The sequence below is a fragment of the Mannheimia glucosida genome (assembly GCF_046267875.1).
Lineage (GTDB): Bacteria > Pseudomonadota > Gammaproteobacteria > Enterobacterales > Pasteurellaceae > Mannheimia > Mannheimia glucosida.
The window spans coordinates 134,439-157,484 of record NZ_CP176502.1 but is presented as its reverse complement, the minus strand read 5'-3'; the positions used below and the strand labels follow the sequence as shown (position 1 = coordinate 157,484).

Below are 23,046 nucleotides of genomic sequence, written 5' to 3'. Positions count from 1 at the left end.
AGACTCTAAATACAAAGATCGCAATTCTAACAATTTTTCGACAGTTTTTTTAGTCTAAAAGTGCAAAAAGCGGTAAGATTTTGTTAAAGTTTTGCAAATTGCAAAAATGATTAAAATCTTACCGCTTGTTATGTGTTATGGACTAAGCTTCGCTCTCTTCGGCAAGCAGAATTAACTCTCGCACCAGTGCAGTGGCATAACTGCCTGAATCTAAAAAGAATTTTAACCGTAGCCCTTCTTGTTCAAATTGCCATTCCAGATTTTGTGGCTTACAAAGCATTGCTCGCCGAGCGGCTGCCATACGCTCTTTTTGCATTAAGGCAAGCAGTTGAGCGTGTTGTTCGATGATAGTTTTTTCAGCAGGATTGCATTCCATCTCAAGGGATCTCTCGCCTATCAGCGGGGCGGTGAGAAGTAGATCTTGCTGTTCTAAACGGGCTTGGGTTTCGGCAATTTCGTCCGATTTCACGCAGAAAAAGCTGTTGGAGCCGGCAAGTTGAACGTAATCATTCTCCAAGATTTTTTGGGTTAAGCCGTCGTTAATCCGCTGTGAAACCACTAAATTAAACACTTCCGAGCGGGCAGCGGAAAGGTAGAAACTGCGTTTTTTGCGATCTTTCACGCTAATTTCCCCGTTTGCCCAACGCAGGGCTTGGGTCAGATTATGTCCGTCTCGCCCAAAGCGTTGTTCGGTAAAATAATTGGGAAATCCGACCGCTTGCAACTGTTGCAAACGCTGAAGTAAGTCTTCACTCTCGGTGACATCACGCAGCAATAATTCAAAATGATTGCCGGCGAGCGAACCAACACGAATTTTGCGGTTATGGCGGGTTACTTCTAGCACTTCCACGCCTTCGCATTCAAAGGCGGAGAAATCGGGCGTTTCTTTGCCTGCTAAATGCAAGCAGAACCATTGCTCAGTCACTGCATGGCGGTCTTTTAAGCCCGCATAACTCATTTCTCGCTCGGAAATGCCGACAAATTTGGCTAACTTTTCCCCCACAAACAGTGTGTTGGCGTTGGTTTTGCGGATTTTAACCGCCACAAATTCCCCTTCACCGGCTAACTCGTAGCCCAATTCTTCACGCACAATAAAATCGGCATATTCGGCTTTTAAACGCCCGATGGCTTGAGGAGGAGAGTATAAATAATTCAGTTTCATTCATTTCTCGAATAACATAAAAAAATAAGATTTCGGCATTATACGTTAAACCTTTCGATCTAGATCAGAAAAAGCAAAATAAAAACAACAAAACGGCATTAAAATTTGGTATAGTTCGCAACGTTTATATTTAAGTTTAACTTTATAGGAGAAACAAAATGGCACGTCGTCCACTTGTAATGGGTAACTGGAAATTAAACGGTGATAAAGCGTTTACTAAAACCTTAATTGCAGATTTAAAAGCAGAATTACACGGCGTTGAAGGCTGTGATGTGGCAATCGCTCCACCGGTGATGTATTTGGCACACGCTGAAGCATCACTTGCCGGTTGTGGCTGTGGTTGTAGCGACAAAGGCTTAATTGCACTTGGTTCACAAAATGTGGATGTGAATGTAAAAGGGGCATTCACCGGTGATATTTCGCCTGAAATGTTAAAAGAGTTTGGTGCGAAGTACATTATTATCGGTCACTCAGAACGCCGTACTTACCACAAAGAAAGCGATGAATTTATTGCTCACAAATTCAAAGTATTAAAAGATGCCGGCTTAGTGCCTGTATTATGTATCGGTGAATCTGAAGCTGAAAATGAAGCAGGTAAAACCGAAGAAGTGTGTGCAAGACAAATTGATGCGGTAATCAACGCACACGGTGTGGAAGCGTTCAATGGTGCAGTTATTGCTTACGAACCAATTTGGGCAATCGGTACCGGTAAATCAGCTACTCCGGCACAAGCACAAGCGGTGCATAAATTTATTCGTGACCATATTGCGGCTAAATCACAAGCGGTGGCAGATCAAGTAATCATTCAATACGGTGGCTCTGTAAACGATGCTAACGCAGCAGAGTTATTCACTCAACCGGATATTGACGGTGCATTAGTAGGCGGTGCTTCACTTAAAGCGCCTGCTTTTGCGGTGATCGTTAAAGCGGCAGCGGCTGCCAAAGCCTAATCTAACCGATTTTACAAGCGGTCATTTTTCCTCAGTTTTTGCAAAATTTAAGGGAAAAATGACCGCTTGTGTTTTGTTCGCAAACTATTTCTGCTCACTTTCCTTTTTATAACCGCCAAAAAAATCTACTACCGGTTGAATATCTTCCTCATTTTCAACATAGGCAAGTAGTCTTCTTCCACTATGTAAATCAATGACTAAAATTTTTTCATCTGCTTTTCCTTCTGCAATATTGACTTGATAAATCTTGTTGTAATTAAAAAAGACATTCGCAAAGAAAAAACCGTGTTGTTTTAATAACAAGCGAGGGGAGCGGAAAAAGGTGAGATAGACCGACAGAATAATGCACGTCGCCAGTAGATAAAGTGTAAAGGGCTGGATTTGATTTTGTACGCCATAGCTAATTGACAATATAATTAAACCAATCAATAGCCAAGTATCAATTGTTTTTTGCTTTTTTAAGCGGATTTCCAGTAAGGTTGTGCCTTTGAGTTTGTGCATAAAAACTTGGTCATAAATGGCGAATACTAAGCCAAGTAAAATAAAGAGAATAAGGATGGTATTGGTCATAATTAAACAAGTGAATTTATTTGGGCTAAAGCGTATAAAAAACCGCTTGAATGTTCAAGTTCAAGCGGTCGTTTTCACAGAAAATTTTGCAATTAAGCTAATGCACCGGTTGCAGCGCCGAGGATACCGATAACAAAGAAACCGAGGATAATCCAGATAGCATTTACTCGATTACGCAGTAACCACATACAAGCAAAGGTTAATAATAATGGGAGTAAGCCCGGCATTAAGCTGTCGAGAATGCTTTGCACTGTGGTAACTTCGATGGTACCGTCTTGTTTTTGAATGGTTGAAAGCACAAGCGGAACGTTAATACTTGTCCATTTTTGTACCAATGCCCCCATAATAAACAGACCTAAAATTGAAGCACCTTCGGTTAATTTTTGTAATAAACCGCCACTCATATCTTGTACAACATCTAAGCCTTTTTTATAGCCATATACTACGCCATAATAGCGTGCGGCTAAACGCACTATGTTAAATAAGGCGAAAAACAGGATTGGACCTAACAGCTCGCCTTTTAAGGCTAAGCCTGCTCCTAATGCGGCAAATACAGGGCGAACAGTTCCCCAGAAAATTGGGTCACCCACACCGGCTAATGGTCCCATTAAACCAACTTTAATACCGTTAATTGCAGCATTATCAATTTCTTTACCGTTGGCACGTTCTTCTTCCATCGCAATGGTTACCCCTAAAATCGGTGCAGCTACGAATGGTTGAGTATTAAAGAATTCAGAATGGCGTTTAATCGCTTCTTTGCGACCCGGGTCATTTGGATCCGGATATAAACGTTTGATAACCGGTACCATCGCATACGCAAAACCAAGAGCCTGCATACGCTCAAAGTTCCACGAACCTTGGAATAAGTTTGAACGACGTACAACGGCATTCAAATCGCTTTTTGTTACTTTTTTGATTTCAGTTGTCATTTTAAATGCCCTCTTAGTCTAAACGGTTGTCTAAATCATTTTTTGGTGTAGCTGCCACTACTACCTGCTGGCTTTTGTTATATTTAGGGTGCATATGGATATAAACCATTGCAATAACCGTACCTAATACCCCAAGGGCAACAAGGTTAAAATCGGTAAAGCCTGCAATTACAAAGCCTGCGAAGAAGAACGGCATTAAATGACCTGCACGCATCATATTGATTACCATCGCATAACCCACCACGGCGATGAAGCCACCGGCAATTTTCAGCCCGGTTGTAACCACTTCAGGAATGGCATTTAACATTGTTTGAACCGCATCTGTGCCTGCTGTTAATGCCACAATTAATGCAGGAATGGCAATACGCATTGCTTGAAGCAATAAAGCACCGCGATGTAACCAGTCTAAACGGCTTAAGTTACCGTCTTCAATTGATTTATCTGCTGCGTGTTGGAAACCTACGGTGATTGCACGCACAACATAGGTTAATACTTGACCGGCAGCTGCAAGCGGAATAGCGATGGCGATACCAGTTGAAATATCTTGACGACCTACAATGACTAAAATGGTTGAGACAATAGAGGCTAATGCCGCATCTGGTGCAACAGCGGCACCGATGTTCATCCAACCTAAAGCTAATAACTCTAATGAACCACCAACAATAACGCCGGTAGTCACATCACCAAGCACTAAGCCTATCATCGTACAGGCAATTAACGGACGGTGGGTTTGCCATTCATCAAGAATTGAGCCCATACCTGAGATACAGGCAACGAGGAATAAAAGCACAATTTGTAATGCTGAAAGTTCCATAGTAATTTCCTTTAGATTAAGTTATGTTTTTTCAATAAATCCATCATATATTGACGGCTATCGCTTGAGACTTTGCGTACTTCTAATTCAACGCCTTTCGCATCAATTGCTTTGAAGGCATCAATATCTTTTTGATCAACCGCAACAGCGTGGCTAACCATTTGTTTCCCTTCTTTATGCGAAATACCGCCCACGTTAATGCTATTGAGTGGTACACCACCTTCAATTAAGGCTAAGACATCACTTGGGTTAGTAAAGAGTAACATTACACGATCATCGGCATATTCAGGGTTGTTATAGACACGAATCATTTTAGGTACATCAACAACGTGAGCCGTTACGCCAAGAGGAGCAACACTTTTTAGCATAGTGGTACGCACGCTGTCTTTTGCTACACCTTCGTTTACCACAATAATGCGATTGACTTTACTTTCTTTTGTCCAAACCGTCGCAACTTGACCGTGAATCAAGCGGTCATCAATACGGGCAAGGGCAATGGTCATACGACGTCCGTCATCAACAATTTCAGGCTGTTGAACAGCTGCAGTTTCTTGTGCCGGAGTAGCGGTTTGCACCTCAGCCACTTCAGGTTGGTGATTAAGTGAACGAATCCCGGTTGAGCCGGCTTCTAATGCAACTTCCACCAATTCTTCCAACGATTCCACATCATCACGAGCCATACAGGTGTTCACTAGCATAGGAATATTCACACCCGCAACAACATCCATACCCGATTTTCCATCTTGGAATCGGTTTGCGGCGTTGAATGGGCTTCCTCCCCACATATCCACCAAAAACAGCACTTGGTCACAGTGTGATAGTGGACCTTCAACCAATGCTTGATATTTGCCCATGATCGTTTCTGCATTTTCGCCGGGAACAAAGTCAATGTAAGCGACATCTTCTTGTTCACCAATCAACATCTCAGTTGTTTTGAGAAGTTGCTCTGCAGCAACACCATGGGTTGCTATGATAATAGCAATGCTCATTTGTTACTCCTTGCGGTTTTTTAAGTTGTTTATTTACTGGGGCGAGATTTTAATATGATAATTATTTCACACAATGTATTAATTACAAAAGTGTGATCTATATCACAGACAATAAGCTTTTTTGGCTATAAATTGGGCTAAATGTCTTTTCTTTATAACATTTTGTTAACGGAGATATTTTTGAAAGTTTTTAATTATACAAAAAATTCTCCTTTTGGAGCGTTATGCGCAAAGTGAAATTTAATTGGAGTAAAACTTTAGAAATAAATTAAGGAGAATTCTTGAGCAAATTCTCCTTAAAAGAGGTATAGAGAGAAAATTTAATTGCCTATCTCAGGAAACAGCATTTTGATCACCGCTTTGGTTAAACGGCGGGACTTGCCTTGATAAGGGAAAATATGCATCATCATCATTGGGTTGAAGTTCGCTTCAATTACGCCCCAAGAGCTTAAATTTGGCTTGGCAGGTTTGGTGAGATCAGGAATGATCAAATCCACCCCACACACTTTAGCACCCATTGCCTGAGCAATTCCCACCGCAATTTGTTTATAGCTTTCGTGCATTTGGTCGGTCATATCAATCGAATCGCCACCGGTGCTGATATTGGAATTGGCACGCAGTTGAACGGTTTGACCTTTCGCCGGTACGGAATCTACGGTTAAGCCTTGCTCTTTAAGTTGTAACTGCTCAATTTCACCTAATGCGATTTTTTTCAGCGGACTACGAGAGCCATCGCCACGCAGCGGATCGTCATTTTTACGCTCCACCAGCTCTTTTACACTGTGAATGCCATCTCCCACTACATTCGCCGGTACACGCAGTAACACCGCAAGGGTTTCATCACCCAGTACAAAGAAGCGGTATTCAGTACCGACTAAATAGTCTTCCACCATCACCTCTTTGTCTTCACGGAACGCAATTTCAACCGCTTTTGCAAAATCTTCCCGATTTTTGACCGCTTGTTGGAAGATGGTAATACCCAAACCGTAGTTAGTTGATTTCGGCTTAATCACCACCGCTTTGCCTTCAAATAGCGGATAATGTGCCACAGCCTGTTCAAGGCTGGTAAATTCAACGCTTTTCGGGACGTTAAAGCCAGCTTTTGCCAATACTTTTTTCGTCACCACTTTGTTTTCCATAATCAGGGGTGAAATGTATTGGTCGTGACTGGTCATATTGCCGTTTTTCACATATTCCAGATGATCGCCAAATTTCAGAGCGAGGAATTGATCGTTTTCGTCCAGTAATTCCACTTCAATCCCTTGTTGGATCAAATCAAAAAACAGGGTTTGGGTGGAAAGTTCCATATTATCAAATGCCGATAACGCATAAAAACGCTCAAAGGCTTGTGCCTTATAGGCTTGAGCCAGTTTAGCACCTAGTGCTTTATAACTGCCGGCTTCCTCTATTGCGGCAATTAAACGTCCGTTCAAAGTTTTGTTTGGATCAGCAAATTGAGCTAATTTTTCTTGCACCAGATCTAGGCTTTCCTGACCGGCTGCCAACTCTTCAAGCATCGCTAGAAGTTGATTTAAGATCGCTTCACCTTCGGCACGGAAAGCGGTTTCTGTTCTTGGATCTTCAAGGGCGACTTGGTAAAGTTTCTGTTTGCCGATTTCCACCTCTTTTTGACCGCTTGTTTCCTCCAGCCAAAGCATACCGAGTAAGAAGTAATGGATAAATTTGGCATCATTCAGTTCAATACCGTAAGGGGCGAAAGGGTTTAAATCAAATAAGCGGAATTCGGCGTATTTCACGCCCTGTTCCAATAGCTCACGGGCTTTCTTGCCACCGCGTAAACGCACGTTGGAATAGAATTCTTTCTCGGCAATTAATAATCCGTTGGCAACATTGGCTTCAAGGCTTTCAACATAGCTTTCTAAGCTGTCGTGATTAACCACCACTTTTTCCGAATTCACATAACCATAGGGGCTTGAACGCAAACTGCGGACAAGTTGCCCTCCCGCAAGCGGTGATTTTTCATAAAAATATTGCGATTCCACTGTAGGCGTGGCAGCCAATAAATAGAGCAAAATCCATTGATAACGCAAAAAGTTATTGGCTAACTTCATATAAAGTGCGTTTTGGAAGGCTTTCAGCTCAGAATATTCCGTTTGTAAAGCAAAGGCTTTTTCGACAAATTCCGTTGAAAGTTGGAAATTGTAATGCACGCCGCTTACCATCTGCTTATATTTTCCATAGTTTTTGGAAAGGTGTTGGCGATATTGCACATCTTCAGGGTTATCAAATTGTGCTTCTTGAATTTGCTCTTCCGGCGGCAAGCCTGCCGGCATACTGAGAGGGAAGATATATTCCTCTTCTGGCAACGAACGTAGCACTACTTCGTGAATGGCAGACAGCCAACGAAAGCTGTCTTCTAATTTTGCATTCGGTGGAGTGATTAACTCTAGCTGACTTTCGGCAAAATCGGTTTGAATATAAGGGTGGTAAGAGCGATTACCGAATACGGCTGGGTGGGGAGTAGTAACTATATTGCCGTTGCGATCAACCCGTTGGCTCTCTTTCTCAAGCCCAAAATTGCCTTGTTGAAACAGCAATGCTAAATGATTTTCTCGGATAAGTTTTTGTAGTTTCATCATCTATCCTTTTTAGTCAAAAAAATGTATCGGCACAATAGCACAAATGAAAGACTTAGTGAAATAGTGGGTTTTAGTTTATTGGAATGAAGTAGATGATTCGGTTATAAGAAAGCCCTTTAACTGAGCAGATATTCTGCGATTAAAGGGCTTAGCAAATAGTCAGGTTTAATTTAATCTTCCCAACTCTTCCCCCATTCGGGTTTGCATTCCTGCAATAAGTGCAGGGTTGAGATGTACTTTACCTTTCGGGAAGAGGTTAATCACGGTTGAGCCTAAACGGAAAGCTCCCATTTCTTCGCCTTTTTGGAGTTTGATGGCTTTTTCGCCTTCAGTTTCGTAATTCCAAACCACCACTTCGTCTGCTCGTGGCGGATTAATTACGCCAGCCCAAACCGTACTCATACTTGCGGTAACTGTTGCACCGACCAAAATTTGTACCATTGGTCCGAATGCAGTGTCAAATTCACAAATCACACGTTCATTGCGAGCGAATAAGTTTGGAACGTGTTCAGCTAAAAACGGATTGACGGAGAACAATTCGCCCGGCACATAAATCATTTTACGCAATGTTCCATCGCACGGCATATGTACACGATGGTAATCAGTTGGCGATAAGTAGGTGGTAATAAATGTGCCGTCTTTAAATTTTGCCGCCATTTCTTCATCATTTGCCAATAAGGTTTCTAACGTAAAGTGATGACCTTTTGCTTGTAATAAACGGTTATCCGAAATTTCGCCTGATTCGCTGACTTTACCGTCTGCCGGTAAGCAAAGTGTATTTGGATCTTGATTAATCGGGCGTGCGTTTTCTTTTAATTCACGGATAAAAAATTCATTAAAAGTAGCATAATCTGACGGCTCGGTTTTTTTAGCTTCAGATAAATTGACTTTATACTGTTTTGCAAACAGTTTGATGATAAGGTGAGTAACTACGCCCCATTTTTGCTCTGCTAACCAACCTGCTGCACGGGTAATTGCCAGTTGTGGCAGTAAATAGTGCAGAGCGATTTTTACTCGTTGGAAGTAGGTTGGCGTAGGGTGTTTTTTTAATTGCATTGCGTTTTCCTTTTATTTAAAAACGAGAATTTGCGTTTAATTGGGGGCGAAGTATAGCAAATACAATGCAAAATAGATAAAAAATCTTTAAGGTGTTGAAGTGGCTACAAAGAAAAAACAGATAGGGGCTTTGTAGGAATTCCACTTCAACAATTTGGTTGTCTTATTCTAAAATAATATTGGCTCGATTTTTTTCTACCGTTGCTTGCCCAATTCCGGAGACTTCAGCAAGTTGCTCAATGTTTTTAAAATTGCCGTTTTTAGTACGGTAATCGACAATCGCTTGAGCTTTTTTCTGCCCAATTCCTACTAGCTTGTCTTGCAATTCAGCAGCGCTAGCAGTATTGATATTTACCGCATTAGCGTTGGTGATTTGTGTTTGCTGTACGGGTTGAGTGACTGCATTTTGTTCAACAGGCATTGTAGTTGGCGGTGTTTGGGCAAAAGTCATTGCATTTAAGCCAAACAAGAATGTTAGACCAAGTTGTTTGATTTTCTTCATAGGATTTCCTTATTAGTTGTTGAAAGGTCGAAAGGAAGATTAATAGGGAATAAAATAGAACTCAACCGGCAAAAATAAATTTTTCGACACAGATCGAAAAAATAGAAAATGGCTAAACTTCTAGACTTGCATTTGGTCTGAAATTCAATGAAAGTAAATAGATTTGCAAAAAATTAGGCAAAAATGACCGCTAGTTGCGTAAATTTAGTTAAATAAATTCAAATAGCGGCTGAATTGCTTTAGAATATCGCCATTTTTATCCTCATTAACAACGCTATTATTTGGAATTAATATGACACAAAATAACTTTCGTAAAGAGCCGGTTTTTGGTGAACCTTCCGTCACCGCTCAAGAGACTGAACAGGCTGAAACAACCAACACAGCTACAACTCAAGCCCCTTATGTTTCGCTACGTTCAACTAAAGCACCGGGGCATACCTTTACCCCAATTATGAAAAGACCTGATGCTAAAGTAGAAGATCATACGGCTGATGTCTTTTCGGCTAAGCAGGCAAAAGAATTCCAATTTACTCCAAGTTCAGAAGCTACAGAAGCAGTAGAGCCGGATAATACCATTCATTCGGTTGAAGAAAGTGTATCAACCGCATCTTTTAACACAGTTGAAGCACAAGAAAATGTGGAAAAAGAAGTGGTTAAACCTGCACCCGAGAGTTTCACTACTGAGCGTATTATTCCAAATGCGGCAACAGCTGCCGCAGCAGCCACTGCGGCAGCTGCAGCCACTAAAACCAAAGAGATTAAAGCTAAAATGCCACCTAAAACCCGCCGTTTATTATTAGTGGCATTGTTGGCGTTAGCATTATTGGTACTGTTTTTCTTGTTAAAACCAAGTACGCCGGAAACTGTCGAAGAGCTACAATCTCAGCAAGGTGGTAGCTTGCCGATTGAATTCCGACCGGTTGATGAAGCTGAAGCGAAACGTGCGGAAGAACAAGCTCGTGCAGAACAAGAAGCCGCTGAAGCTGCAAAAGCTCAAGAACAAGCTCAAGCCGCTCAACAAGAGTCTGTAACAGTTGCTCCAGCCCAAACCGAGCAAACAATGGCTAAACCGTCACAAGATAGCCAGTCGCAAACACAATCACAAGCAGTAGTTGAGCAACCTGTTGCGGTGAAACCGGTGGAAAATAAACCGGTTGTTGCACAACCGGCGATTAAGCCTAAAACGGAAAATAGCGTGGTGTTCCAACCTGAAGCAACGGTAAAACAACAGCCTAAAGCCCCTGCTAAAACTGAAGTGAAAACCGAACGTGCTACACCGGCAGCAAAAGAAACGGCAAAAACAGCAGCTAAACCGGTTGAGAAAGCTCCGGCAAAAACTGAAGTGGTAAAAGCAGCACCGGCTGCCGAGTCGGCAAATGCGGTAGCAACCAAAACAATGACTGTGCCAAAAGGTGTATCACTAATGCAAGTGTTCCGTGATAACAACTTAAATATCTCAGACGTTAATGCGATGAGCAAAGTCAATAACGTGGTGAGTAATTTAAAAGTAGGCGAGCGAGTAACCGTTCGTTTAGATAAAAATAACCGTGTGGTTGAAATGAGCATTGGCTCAGGCGGCAAATTTACCCGTCAAGCAAACGGTAGCTATACTTTTAAATAAATAAAATGAAGAAAAAGAGCAACGCTACAAACGTTGCTCTTTTATTTAAAAAGGAGATAAAGGATGAATTTATTTTGCCCCTCTTACAAACTTATCTACTTAACGCTAAGCTCAGCGATGTTAGTTGCTTGTAGTACAGTGGTTACCCCTGTTGAGCAAATTCATCAAGTACAAAAGGAAAAAGAGCCAGTAAAGAAAGTGACTAAACTGATAGCGCAAGCACCTAAAGTGAGTTTATATCGTTGTGAGAATGATAAGAAGGTTGAAGTTGAACGCCAGGGACGAACAAAAAAAGCGTTAAAAAAGGAAATAGTCACAGTGAGTTATCAAGGGACAACGCATCAGCTTTCACCTTCTGTAACGAGAGATGGTAAAAAATACACTAATATCCGTTGGACTTGGCATGAAACCCGTAGTGGTAAAGCATTTTTGTATAACAACACTAAAAAAACGTTAGCGGCAAATTGTATAAAGCAGTAACAAGCGGACACAAAAAGCATCGCTTTTTGAACGTTGGCTTTGCCAACGGCAGCGAAGCTGTGAACAATCCTTACAAGGATTGTGAATAAATTTTTAAGAGAATTTTGCAAATGAATATTTTAGTTATAGGACCGTCTTGGGTGGGCGATATGATGATGTCGCACGCACTTTATCAACAGCTTAAAATACAGTATCCGAATTGCCAAATTGATGTAATGGCACCCGATTGGTGTCGTCCGCTTTTAGCCCGTATGCCTGAGGTGCGTAATGCGATTTCAATGCCGATTGGACACGGTTCATTTCGTTTGTGTGAACGCTACCGACTCGGAAAATCCCTGAGAAATCAATATGATATGGCGATTGTATTGCCTAATTCATTAAAGTCTGCCTTTATTCCACTGTTTGCGAAAATTGCGAGACGTCGTGGTTGGAAAGGGGAAAGTAGATATTTTTTCTTAAATGATCTTCGCAGTAATAAAAACGACTACCCGATGATGGTGCAACGCTATGTAGCCTTGGCGTTTGAAAAGGCTACTGTTCCAACTGCACAACAGTTGCCGATTGCTTACCCATACCTAACAACAGATAGTCAACACATTGAGCAGACCAAAGCGAAATTTGAAAAACAGTTGGCTTATGCGGAAAACCGTCCTGCCATCGGCTTTTGTCCGGGGGCTGAATTTGGACCTGCAAAACGTTGGCCGCATTACCATTATGCAACGTTGGCAAAAATGTTGATTGAGCAAGGCTATTCGGTACGGTTATTCGGCTCGAAAAAAGATGAAGCCGTCGGTGAGCAAATTCGCTTGGCATTGCCTGAACATTTACAACGCTATTGCCTGAATTTAGCAGGGCAAACCGATTTAAACCAAGCGGTAGATTTGATTGCAGATTGTAATGCAGTCGTGAGCAATGACTCCGGCTTAATGCATATTGCTGCTGCCCTAAATAAACCGTTGGTCGCCTTATATGGACCGACCAGCCCACAATATACGCCACCGTTATCCCACAATGCGGTAATTATTCGCTTAATTGAAGGCGGATTGATCAAAATCCGCAAAGGCGAAGCGGCAGAAGGCTATCACCAAAGTTTAATTGATATTCAGCCTGAAATGGTGATGGAAAAATTAGCTGAACTGTTAATTTAAATGGATTACAAGCGGTTGAATTTTGCCAATTTTTTGCAAAAAAAGACCGCTTGTTTGTTTATAAAAGATGAAAATTTTAATTGTTAAAACCTCATCAATGGGCGATGTATTGCATACGCTTCCCGCTTTAACCGATATGCAAAATGCCATTCCCGATGTAAAAGTAGATTGGGTCGTGGAAGAAAATTTTGCCGAAATTCCTGCGTGGCACTCAGCAGTGAACAACGTGATTCCAGTGGCTATTCGCCGCTGGCGGAAAAACCTTTGCCAAAGACAGACTTGGGTAGAATGGCAGCAGTTTTTAAAGAGACTAAAAAGTGAGCAGTATGATGCGGTGATTGATGCTCAAGGGTTGATTAAAAGTGCGGTGTTGGTAACTCGCCAAGCAAATGGCAAAAAGTTGGGTTATGATAAAAGCTCTGCTCGTGAAGGCCTAAGTAGTCTATTTTACGATGAAAAGTTTGATATCCCTTACCAACAACACGCTGTAGAACGCATCAGAAAATTATGTGCAAAATCATTAGGTTATGCTTTGCCAACCGAACGGGGCGATTATTGCATTGCACAACATTTTGCAAAAAATCCTCAAAAAACGACCGCTTACATTATGCTGATTCACGCCACTACCCGAGCGGATAAACATTGGCAAGAAGCCTATTGGGCGGAGTTGATTCAAGCGTTGGATAAGCACAATCTGGCAGTCAGATTGCCTTGGGGAAACCAAGCCGAAAAAGAACGGGCGGAGCGTTTAGCGAGTGTGGCGAATAATGCTAAGGTATTGCCAAAAATGAGCTTAACCGATATTGCTACTCAACTTGCGGGAGCAGCGGCAGTGGTGTCGGTGGATACCGGCTTGAGCCATTTGGCGGCTGCGTTAGATAAGCCAAATGTGATTTTATATGGGGCAACCGATCCAAAACTTATCGGGGCTTACGGGCAAAATCAGTTTTATCTAAAAGCAGATAAAATGGAAAATATTACCTCTTCACAAGTGCTGGAAAAATTACTTCCATTGATTAACAAATGATCGTTGTTGTTATCTTACTGTGCTTGACTTTTATCCACATTCAATTTAAAATTTGCCGTCCTTTCGTGTGAAAGGATGTTTTTAATTTTATTTTTAATAATTTTAACTGGAGCTTTTTTAATGGCAACTATCAACCAGCTAGTACGCAAACCGCGTGTGAAAAAGGTTGTAAAAAGTAACGTTCCTGCATTAGAGGCTTGCCCGCAGAAACGTGGCGTGTGTACTCGTGTATACACTACTACACCTAAAAAACCGAACTCAGCATTACGTAAAGTATGTCGTATTCGTTTAACAAATGGCTTTGAAGTAACTTCATACATCGGTGGTGAAGGTCACAACCTTCAAGAACACAGTGTTGTATTAATCCGTGGTGGTCGTGTTAAAGACTTACCGGGTGTTCGTTACCATACTGTACGTGGTGCACTTGACTGTGCAGGCGTTAAAGATCGTAAACAAGGTCGTTCTAAATACGGCGTTAAACGTCCTAAAGCTTAATGGTTCTCCGTTGAGTAAGGCCAAACGTCTAAATTTTAATATTTAAACCATAAACTCCAGTCAAGATGCCTTAAGGCAGATTAGATGAGTTTTGGATATCCTGAAGATTTAATATACGGAGAAATTTCCAATGCCACGTCGTCGTAGTATTGAACCACGCAAAATTCTTCCAGATCCGAAGTTCGGTTCAGAATTACTTGCAAAATTTATTAACGTGTTAATGGTAGATGGTAAAAAATCTACTGCAGAAAAAATCGTTTACGGTGCATTAGAAACTTTAGCACAACGTTCTGGTAAAGAAGCGTTAGAAGCTTTCGAAATCGCATTAGAAAACGTACGTCCAACTGTTGAGGTTAAATCTCGCCGTGTGGGTGGTTCTACTTACCAAGTTCCTGTAGAAGTTCGCCCAACCCGTCGTAATGCTTTAGCAATGCGTTGGATCGTAGAAGCCGCTCGTAAACGTGGTGACAAATCAATGGCATTACGTTTAGCTAACGAATTATCGGATGCAGCAGACAACAAAGGTTCAGCAGTGAAGAAACGTGAAGACGTTCACCGTATGGCTGAAGCTAACAAAGCGTTTGCTCACTTCCGTTGGTAATCGTTTAAGTAAGCTTATAGAAGGCTTCATCTCAGTTTGCGGTGAAGCCTTACCCTTATTAAGAATTTTAATTTAAACCCCAAACAAGGTAATAAATAAAAATGGCTCGTACAACCCCTATTTCACTTTACCGTAACATCGGTATCAGTGCGCACATCGATGCGGGTAAAACAACTACTACAGAGCGTATCTTGTTCTATACAGGTGTAAGTCACAAAATCGGTGAAGTTCACGATGGTGCTGCAACAATGGACTGGATGGAACAAGAACAAGAGCGTGGTATCACGATCACATCTGCTGCAACAACAGCATTCTGGTCTGGTATGTCACAACAATATCCACAACACCGTATCAACGTTATCGATACTCCGGGACACGTTGACTTTACTATCGAAGTAGAACGTTCAATGCGTGTACTTGATGGTGCGGTGATGGTTTACTGTGCAGTTGGTGGTGTTCAACCACAATCTGAAACTGTATGGCGTCAAGCTAACAAATATAAAGTACCACGTATTGCGTTCGTAAACAAAATGGACCGTACAGGTGCAAACTTCCTACGTGTTGTTGAGCAAATCAAAACCCGTTTAGGTGGTAACTCAGTTGCATTACAACTTCCAATCGGTGCAGAAGATAGCTTCAAAGGTGTTGTTGATTTAATCAAAATGAAAGCAATCAACTGGAATGAAGCTGACCAAGGTATGACCTTCACTTACGAAGATATTCCTGCAGAGATGCTTGATGCTTGTGAAGAACACCGTGCAATGCTTGTTGAAGCAGCAGCTGAAGCGTCTGAAGAATTAATGGAAAAATTCTTCTCTGGTGAAGAATTAACTGAAGATGAAATCAAAGCAGCGTTACGCCAACGCGTATTAGCAGGTGAAGTAATCCCTGTATGCTGTGGTTCTGCATTCAAAAACAAAGGTGTACAAGCAATGCTTGATGCGGTAATTGATTACTTACCGGCACCAACTGATATTCCTGCAATTAAAGGTATCAATGAAGATGAAACTGAAGGCGAGCGTCACGCAAGCGACGATGAGCCATTTGCTTCATTAGCATTCAAAATTGCAACAGACCCATTCGTAGGTAACTTAACCTTCTTCCGTGTTTACTCTGGTGTAATTAACTCTGGTGATACAGTTTACAACTCAGTAAAACAAAAACGTGAACGTTTTGGTCGTATCGTACAGATGCACGCAAACAAACGTGAAGAGATCAAAGAAGTTCGTGCGGGTGATATCGCTGCAGCAATCGGTTTAAAAGATGTTGGTACAGGTGACACATTATGTGCAATCGATGCACCAATCATTCTTGAGCGTATGGAATTCCCTGAGCCGGTAATCTCTGTTGCGGTTGAACCAAAAACCAAAGCTGACCAAGAAAAAATGGGCTTAGCTTTAGGTCGTTTAGCACAAGAAGACCCTTCATTCCGTGTTCACACCGATGAAGAATCTGGCGAAACGATCATTTCAGGTATGGGTGAGTTACACTTAGACATCATCGTTGACCGTATGAAACGTGAGTTCAAAGTGGAAGCAAACATCGGTAAACCACAAGTATCTTACCGTGAAACTATCCGCACTCGTGTTAACGATGTTGAAGGTAAACACGCAAAACAATCTGGTGGTCGCGGTCAGTACGGTCACGTTGTTATCGACTTATACCCATTAGATGCTGAAGGTCCAGGCTACGAGTTCGTGAACGAAATCAAAGGTGGTGTAATCCCTGGTGAATACATTCCTGCGGTTGATAAAGGTATCCAAGAACAGCTTAAATCTGGTCCGTTAGCAGGTTACCCGGTAGTAGATTTAGGTGTGCGTTTACACTTCGGTTCATACCACGATGTTGACTCATCTGAACTTGCGTTTAAACTTGCTGCATCATTAGCATTTAAAGCGGCGTTCGCAAAAGCAAGCCCGGTATTACTTGAGCCAATCATGAAAGTGGAAGTTGAAACTCCACCGGATTACGTGGGCGATGTAATCGGTGACTTAAGCCGTCGTCGTGCAATGGTTAACGGTCAAGAAGCGAACGAGTTCGTTGTTAAGATCAATGCTGAAGTTCCACTTTCAGAAATGTTTGGTTATGCAACAGACTTACGTTCACAAACTCAAGGTCGTGCATCATACTCTATGGAACCTTTAAAATATGCTGAAGCACCGAAAAACGTTGCTGATGCAATTATTGAAGCTCGTAGAAAATAATTTGTTTAACCTGAGCCATAGCAATAGGGCTATGGCTCATTTTTTAGGAAGATATTAAAGTGTCTAAAGAAAAATTTGAACGTACAAAACCGCACGTTAATGTGGGTACAATCGGCCACGTTGACCATGGTAAAACAACTTTAACAGCAGCAATCACTACCGTATTAGCAAAACACTTCGGTGGTGCAGCTCGTGCATTTGACCAAATCGACAATGCACCGGAAGAAAAAGCACGTGGTATCACCATCAACACTTCACACGTTGAGTACGATACAGCAACTCGTCACTACGCACACGTTGACTGCCCGGGACACGCGGACTATGTTAAAAACATGATTACCGGTGCGGCACAAATGGATGGTGCTATCTTAGTAGTAGCAGCAACAGACGGTCCAATGCCACAAACTCGTGAGCACATCTTATTAGGTCGCCAAGTAGGCGTTCCATACATCATCGTATTCTTAAACAAATGCGATATGGTTGATGACGAAGAGTTATTAGAATTAGTTGAAATGGAAGTGCGTGAACTTCTTTCACAATACGACTTCCCGGGTGATGACACTCCAATCGTACGTGGTTCAGCGTTACAAGCGTTAAACGGCGTAGCAGAGTGGGAAGAGAAAATCCTTGAATTAGCAAACCACTTAGACACATACATTCCAGAGCCTGAGCGTGCGATTGATAAACCATTCTTATTACCAATCGAAGACGTATTCTCAATTTCAGGTCGTGGTACAGTAGTAACAGGTCGTGTTGAGCGTGGTATCATCCGCACTGGTGATGAAGTTGAAATCGTAGGTATCAAAGATACAGCGAAAACAACCGTAACAGGTGTTGAGATGTTCCGTAAATTATTAGACGAAGGTCGTGCGGGTGAGAACGTAGGTGCATTATTACGTGGTACTAAACGTGAAGAAATCGAACGTGGTCAAGTATTAGCGAAACCGGGTTCAATCACTCCACACACAGACTTCGAATCAGAAGTTTACGTATTATCAAAAGAAGAAGGTGGTCGTCACACTCCATTCTTCAAAGGTTACCGTCCACAGTTCTACTTCCGTACAACGGACGTAACAGGTACAATCGAATTACCGGAAGGTGTAGAGATGGTAATGCCTGGCGACAACATCAAAATGACTGTTAGCCTAATTCACCCAATCGCGATGGACGAAGGTTTACGTTTTGCGATTCGTGAAGGTGGTCGTACAGTAGGTGCGGGCGTTGTAGCGAAAATCATCAAATAATTAAGATTGTTTGATAAGCGAAAAGCTAAACACAAAGAAAGAGGCATATCGAAAGGTATGCCTCTTTTGCTTTTATGCCGATTAAGCTAGCCATATCATTTCATTTGCAAAAAATCGGTGAAAAAAGACCGCTTGTAGGCAAGCCCATTGACAAACTGTCAGATTTTAGGGATTTTTTACAAAACTGTTTATTTGCGAATGAGTTTCTTCTCGACAGTTTCTTGATAGAACGCTACAATAACCGTCTATTTGTATATCTTTTTTATATCCCTAAACCGAGGTTTAAGAATGTCATTTTCAATTGAAACATTAGAAGGCTTAAAACGCCGTGTTACTATTAACGTACCAGCTGATAAAATCGAAGCAGCATACAAAGAACAATTAAAAGGCTATGCGAAAAATGCTCGTGTAGATGGCTTCCGTAAAGGTAAAGTGCCACACTCAATTATCGAGCAACGTTTTGGTATTGCAGCTCGTCAAGATGTGTTATCTGATGAAATGCAACGTGCATTCTTTGAAGCAGTTATTGCTGAAAAAATTAACTTGGCAGGTCGCCCTACTTTCACGCCAAACAACTACCAGCCAGGTCAAGATTTCAGCTTTACTGCAGAATTTGAAGTTTTCCCAGAAGTGGAATTAAAAGGTTTAGAGAATATCGAAGTAGAAAAACCGGTTGTTGAAATCGCAGACGCTGATTTAGACAAAATGGTAGATGTATTACGCAAACAACAAGCGACTTGGGCAGAAAGCCAAGAGGCTGCAAAAGCCGAATCTCGTGTAACCATTGATTTCGTTGGTTCAGTAGATGGCGAAGAATTTGAAGGCGGTAAAGCATCAGACTTCGTATTATTTATGGGTCAAGGTCGTATGATCCCAGGCTTCGAAGACGGAATCGTAGGTCGTAAAGCGGGTGAGCAATTCGACATTGATGTAACTTTCCCGGAAGAATACCACGCTGAAAACTTAAAAGGTAAAGCAGCTAAATTTGCAATTACCTTGAAAAAAGTAGAAGAGATGGTATTACCTGAATTAACAGAAGAGTTTGTGAAAAAATTCGGTAATGCAAAATCAGTGGAAGAATTACGTGCAGAAATCAAGAAAAATATGCAACGTGAGCTTAAAAATGCGGTAACTTCACGCGTGAAAACTCAAGTAATCAACGGCTTAATTGCTCAAAATGATGTTGAAGTACCGGCTGCTGCGGTTGAAGAAGAAATCAACGTGTTACGCCAACAAGCGGTGCAACGTTTTGGTGGTAAGCCTGAAATGGCTGCTCAATTACCGGCTGAATTATTTGAAGCAGAAGCTAAACGCCGTGTTCAAGTAGGTTTATTATTATCGTCAATCATCGGTTCTAATGAATTAAAAGTAGATGAAAAACGTGTTGAAGATATGATCGCAGATATCGCTTCTGCTTACGAACAACCGGCTGAAGTGGTTGCTCACTATGCGAAAAACCGTCAATTAACTGAAAATATCCGCAATGTGGTATTAGAAGAGCAAGCGGTTGATGCGGTATTAGCGAAAGCAAAAGTGACTGAAAAAACAATGTCATTTGACGAAGTAATGTCACAACAAGCTCAATAATTTCCTTATAAGGTGGGCTAATGCTCACCTTTTATTACTTTTACAAGCGGTTAAATTTGCATAAAAAGATCGCTTATTTTTAATTTTAAGGAAATTGAATTATGGAACAACTGACTTTTGCTCAACAATTGGAGCAATTTTTTGCCAATCATACCTTGATGGTTTTTGCTTGGGTCGCATTATTGATTGCGGTGATTTTTAGTTTTTATAAAAGTGCAACGCAAAAATATAAGATTGTTGATAACGCACAAGCTACACAGCTAATCAATAAAGAAGATGCGGTAGTGATTGATTTGCGCTCTGATGAAGAGTTCCGTGCCGGTCATATTATTGATAGCATTCACATGTTACCGTCAGACATTAAAGCAGCTAAAATCAATCAGATTGATAAATACAAAGCTCGCCCGGTAATTGTAGTAGATACTAATGGCTTCACTTCAGGTGGTGTTGCGGCAGATCTTGCTAAACAAGGCTTTAGCAGAGTTTATGTATTAAAAGAAGGGATTGGCGGCTGGCGTGCAGCAAGCCTACCAACTATTAAAAAACATAAATAATCTATTATTAAGGAAATTTTATGTCAGAAGAAAATCAAGTTGCATCAACAGAAGAAGCTACACAAACCCCTTTTGAGCTTCAAATTCAACGCATTTATGTAAAAGATGTTTCATTTGAAGCACCAAATTTACCGACTATTTTCCAACAAGAGTGGAAACCACAATTAGGCTTTGAGTTAGATACTGAAACCAAAGAAATTGGTGAAGATCTATACGAAGTTACCTTACACATTACGGTGCAAACTACGTTAGAAGACAGTAATGATGTCGCTTTCATTTGTGAAGTAAAACAAGCAGGTGTGTTCACTATTAAAGGTTTAGAAGGCATTCAACTTGCTCACTGCCTAGCTTCACAATGCCCGAATGTGCTTTATCCTTATGCTCGTGAGCTAATCTCAAGTCTTGTGAATCGTGGTACTTTCCCGGCATTAAATCTTTCACCGGTGAACTTTGATGCGTTATTTATGGATTACCTCCAACGCCAAGAAGAAAGTGCAGAAGAGCCGGCTTTAGCGAACTAAGCATTTTAGATAGAAAATAGGTATGCAAGGCATACCTATTTTTTTACAAGCGGTTATTTTTCTACTATTTTTTGCAATTTTCTAAATAAGCCGAACAGAGGAAATATGAGTGAAATCTATTCTGCCCCAATCACGGTATTAGGTGCAGGTTCTTATGGAACAGCTTTAGCCATTGCCCTTTCTCGAAATGGTCACAAAACCTATTTATGGGGGCATAATCCCGACAAAATGGCCGTTTTGGCATCAGAGCGAATGAACCAAGATTTTCTGCCTGATATTGTATTCCCAGAAGCCTTAGAAATTGTCGCAGATCTTGCTACAGCGGTACAAAAATCGAAAGATCTGCTGATTGTGGTGCCAAGTCATGTATTCTCTGAAGTATTGGCTCAAATCAAGCCTTTTTTGTCCCAAGATCACCGTATAATGTGGGCAACCAAAGGGCTGGAGCGGGATACCGGGCGTTTGTTGCAAACGGTAGCTAAGGAAATTTTGGGGGAAATTTACCCGCTTGCGGTGCTTTCCGGTCCGACTTTTGCCAAAGAACTGGCAGCTGGCTTACCGACAGCCATTTCCCTTGCATCAACCGATCCTGTTTTCGCCGATCAAATGCAACAACGGATTCACTGTTCCAAAGCGTTCCGAGTTTACCTCAACAATGATATTATCGGTGTGCAACTCGGTGGGGCTATTAAAAATGTGATTGCGATTGGTGCCGGTATTTCAGACGGAATGGGATTCGGGGCGAATGCTCGTACCGCCTTGATTACTCGAGGGCTGGCGGAGATTAGCCGTTTGGGTGTTTCGCTCGGGGCTGATCCGAAAACCTTTACCGGAATGGCGGGGCTTGGAGATTTAGTGCTGACGTGTACCGATAACCAATCCCGAAACCGCCGATTTGGTTTGGCGTTAGGGCAAGGAAAATCGGCAGAAGTCGCGATTGCGGAAATCGGTCAAGTGGTAGAAGGGTTTTATAATACCAAAGAAGCCTATTTGCTCGCCCAAACGCAAGGGGTGGAGATGCCGATTGTAGAGCAAATCTATCAAATGTTATTTTGTGGCAAACAGGCTTCAGATGTGGTGAAAACCTTGTTGGGCCGTGAACGGAAAGGCGAATAAGGAAAAGCGAATTAAGGAAAGGAGAATAAAATGCAGCAGAGTGAAATTAATCAGATTTGGCAAGCAATTCGAGATGAAGCCAAAGAGCTGGCGAATTGTGAACCTATGTTAGCAAGTTTTTTCCACGCTACCATTTTAAAACACCATAATCTAGGCGATGCGTTAAGTTATATTTTGGCGAATAAGTTAGAAAACCCGATTATGCCGGCAATCGCCTTAAAAGAAATTATTGAGGAAGCTTATCGAGCAGAGCCACAAATTATTGCTAGTGCAGCTTGTGATATTAATGCGGTCAGAACTAGAGATCCTGCGGTGGACAAATGGAGTACACCTCTGCTGTACTTAAAAGGCTTCCACGCTTTACAAAGCTATCGGGTGACGCATTATCTTTGGAATCAAGGCAGGAAAGCATTAGCGGTTTATTTACAAAATGAAATTTCTGTTGCCTTTGATGTGGATATTCATCCTGCGGCAAAGGTCGGTTGCGGAATTATGTTTGACCACGCCACCGGTATTGTGGTGGGTGAAACCTCTGTGATCGAAAATGATGTCTCGATTTTACAAGGTGTAACACTAGGCGGTACAGGGAAAGAAAATGGCGACCGCCACCCGAAAATCCGTGAAGGCGTGATGATTGGAGCCGGTGCAAAAATTCTCGGTAATATTGAAATCGGACGCTATTCTAAAATCGGGGCAAATTCAGTGGTGCTACAACCTGTGCCTGATCACGCCACAGCAGCAGGTGTACCGGCTCGCATTATCGGCAAATCCTCTGAACAAAAACCGGCTTTCGATATGAATCAATACTTTGAAGATGAGCAAGGTTTGTTTGGTGATGGGATTTAGGTAAGAGTTATTCCTTTAATTTATGATTGA

Annotated in this window: 22 protein-coding genes; 14 read left to right on the top strand and 8 right to left on the bottom strand. The window is 41.7% G+C overall.

What is annotated here, in order from left to right; all coding sequences use genetic code 11:
* Positions 1–142: 142 nt before the first annotated feature.
* Positions 143–1,162, bottom strand: a complete 1,020-nt coding sequence (gene truD / locus ACJ7Z2_RS00815; protein ID WP_409500476.1) for a tRNA pseudouridine(13) synthase TruD — start codon at positions 1,160–1,162, stop codon at positions 143–145.
* A 158-nt stretch (positions 1,163–1,320) separates the two neighbouring features.
* On the opposite strand from truD, the gene tpiA reads away from it, so the two are divergent.
* Positions 1,321–2,112, top strand: a complete 792-nt coding sequence (tpiA, locus tag ACJ7Z2_RS00810) for a triose-phosphate isomerase (RefSeq protein WP_154703431.1) — start codon at positions 1,321–1,323, stop codon at positions 2,110–2,112.
* A gap of 84 nt (positions 2,113–2,196) precedes the next feature.
* Here tpiA and ACJ7Z2_RS00805 read toward each other — a convergent pair whose 3' ends face one another.
* The 7 genes from ACJ7Z2_RS00805 to ACJ7Z2_RS00775 form a co-directional block, all read right to left on the bottom strand.
* On the bottom strand, positions 2,197–2,682 hold the full coding sequence (locus tag ACJ7Z2_RS00805; RefSeq protein WP_409500475.1) for a DUF986 family protein: 486 nt from the start codon (positions 2,680–2,682) through the stop codon (positions 2,197–2,199).
* A gap of 92 nt (positions 2,683–2,774) precedes the next feature.
* Positions 2,775–3,611, bottom strand: coding sequence for a PTS mannose transporter subunit IID (locus ACJ7Z2_RS00800; protein ID WP_154703429.1), 837 nt, complete (start codon positions 3,609–3,611; stop codon positions 2,775–2,777).
* Positions 3,612–3,624: 13 nt separating this feature from the next.
* The gene (locus ACJ7Z2_RS00795) at positions 3,625–4,425 is read right to left on the bottom strand and encodes a PTS mannose/fructose/sorbose transporter subunit IIC (protein ID WP_409500474.1); all 801 of its coding nucleotides are present in this window, start codon (positions 4,423–4,425) and stop codon (positions 3,625–3,627) included.
* Positions 4,426–4,436: 11 nt separating this feature from the next.
* A complete protein-coding gene (gene manX / locus ACJ7Z2_RS00790; RefSeq protein WP_006251954.1) occupies positions 4,437–5,414 on the bottom strand; it encodes a PTS mannose transporter subunit IIAB in 978 nt (325 codons plus the stop codon).
* A gap of 320 nt (positions 5,415–5,734) precedes the next feature.
* Entirely contained in the window at positions 5,735–8,011 is a 2,277-nt protein-coding gene (gene gshAB / locus ACJ7Z2_RS00785) for a bifunctional glutamate--cysteine ligase GshA/glutathione synthetase GshB (RefSeq protein ID WP_409501091.1), read from the bottom strand.
* Positions 8,012–8,179: 168 nt separating this feature from the next.
* Positions 8,180–9,070 (bottom strand): archaetidylserine decarboxylase, encoded by an 891-nt coding sequence (asd, locus tag ACJ7Z2_RS00780; protein ID WP_409500473.1) that lies wholly within the window; start codon positions 9,068–9,070, stop codon positions 8,180–8,182.
* Between the two features lie 163 nt (positions 9,071–9,233).
* Positions 9,234–9,572: a ComEA family DNA-binding protein gene (locus ACJ7Z2_RS00775; RefSeq protein WP_409500472.1), complete on the bottom strand. Its 339-nt coding sequence runs from the start codon at positions 9,570–9,572 to the stop codon at positions 9,234–9,236.
* A 292-nt stretch (positions 9,573–9,864) separates the two neighbouring features.
* Here ACJ7Z2_RS00775 and ACJ7Z2_RS00770 point away from each other — a divergent pair, with 292 nt between their 5' ends.
* The 13 genes from ACJ7Z2_RS00770 to cysE all read left to right on the top strand — a co-directional run bounded on the left by ACJ7Z2_RS00770 (position 9,865) and on the right by cysE (position 23,016).
* A complete protein-coding gene (locus ACJ7Z2_RS00770) occupies positions 9,865–11,193 on the top strand; it encodes a LysM-like peptidoglycan-binding domain-containing protein (protein WP_409500471.1) in 1,329 nt (442 codons plus the stop codon).
* A gap of 63 nt (positions 11,194–11,256) precedes the next feature.
* Positions 11,257–11,673, top strand: a complete 417-nt coding sequence (locus tag ACJ7Z2_RS00765; RefSeq protein WP_020824267.1) for an MliC family protein — start codon at positions 11,257–11,259, stop codon at positions 11,671–11,673.
* 110 nt (positions 11,674–11,783) lie between these two features.
* Positions 11,784–12,821, top strand: a complete 1,038-nt coding sequence (gene waaF / locus ACJ7Z2_RS00760; RefSeq protein ID WP_409500470.1) for a lipopolysaccharide heptosyltransferase II — start codon at positions 11,784–11,786, stop codon at positions 12,819–12,821.
* 67 nt (positions 12,822–12,888) lie between these two features.
* Entirely contained in the window at positions 12,889–13,848 is a 960-nt protein-coding gene (gene rfaC / locus ACJ7Z2_RS00755) for a lipopolysaccharide heptosyltransferase RfaC (RefSeq protein WP_409500469.1), read from the top strand.
* 120 nt (positions 13,849–13,968) lie between these two features.
* Positions 13,969–14,343, top strand: coding sequence for a 30S ribosomal protein S12 (gene rpsL, locus ACJ7Z2_RS00750; RefSeq protein WP_005543325.1), 375 nt, complete (start codon positions 13,969–13,971; stop codon positions 14,341–14,343).
* Between the two features lie 130 nt (positions 14,344–14,473).
* The gene (gene rpsG, locus ACJ7Z2_RS00745) at positions 14,474–14,944 is read left to right on the top strand and encodes a 30S ribosomal protein S7 (RefSeq protein ID WP_006251653.1); all 471 of its coding nucleotides are present in this window, start codon (positions 14,474–14,476) and stop codon (positions 14,942–14,944) included.
* 101 nt (positions 14,945–15,045) lie between these two features.
* Positions 15,046–17,148, top strand: a complete 2,103-nt coding sequence (fusA, locus tag ACJ7Z2_RS00740) for an elongation factor G (RefSeq protein WP_126301130.1) — start codon at positions 15,046–15,048, stop codon at positions 17,146–17,148.
* A 59-nt stretch (positions 17,149–17,207) separates the two neighbouring features.
* Positions 17,208–18,392, top strand: coding sequence for an elongation factor Tu (gene tuf, locus ACJ7Z2_RS00735; RefSeq protein WP_006249832.1), 1,185 nt, complete (start codon positions 17,208–17,210; stop codon positions 18,390–18,392).
* A 288-nt stretch (positions 18,393–18,680) separates the two neighbouring features.
* Positions 18,681–19,979, top strand: coding sequence for a trigger factor (gene tig / locus ACJ7Z2_RS00730; RefSeq protein WP_409500468.1), 1,299 nt, complete (start codon positions 18,681–18,683; stop codon positions 19,977–19,979).
* 101 nt (positions 19,980–20,080) lie between these two features.
* Positions 20,081–20,533 (top strand): rhodanese-like domain-containing protein, encoded by a 453-nt coding sequence (locus ACJ7Z2_RS00725; RefSeq protein WP_126301128.1) that lies wholly within the window; start codon positions 20,081–20,083, stop codon positions 20,531–20,533.
* A 20-nt stretch (positions 20,534–20,553) separates the two neighbouring features.
* Positions 20,554–21,054 carry a protein-export chaperone SecB gene (gene secB, locus ACJ7Z2_RS00720; RefSeq protein WP_006250294.1) on the top strand — a complete coding sequence of 167 codons (501 nt, stop codon included), beginning with the start codon at positions 20,554–20,556 and terminating at the stop codon, positions 21,052–21,054.
* A 105-nt stretch (positions 21,055–21,159) separates the two neighbouring features.
* Positions 21,160–22,170 carry an NAD(P)H-dependent glycerol-3-phosphate dehydrogenase gene (gene gpsA / locus ACJ7Z2_RS00715; RefSeq protein ID WP_126301127.1) on the top strand — a complete coding sequence of 337 codons (1,011 nt, stop codon included), beginning with the start codon at positions 21,160–21,162 and terminating at the stop codon, positions 22,168–22,170.
* Between the two features lie 30 nt (positions 22,171–22,200).
* The gene (gene cysE / locus ACJ7Z2_RS00710) at positions 22,201–23,016 is read left to right on the top strand and encodes a serine O-acetyltransferase (RefSeq protein ID WP_006250292.1); all 816 of its coding nucleotides are present in this window, start codon (positions 22,201–22,203) and stop codon (positions 23,014–23,016) included.
* Positions 23,017–23,046 lie beyond the last annotated feature (30 nt).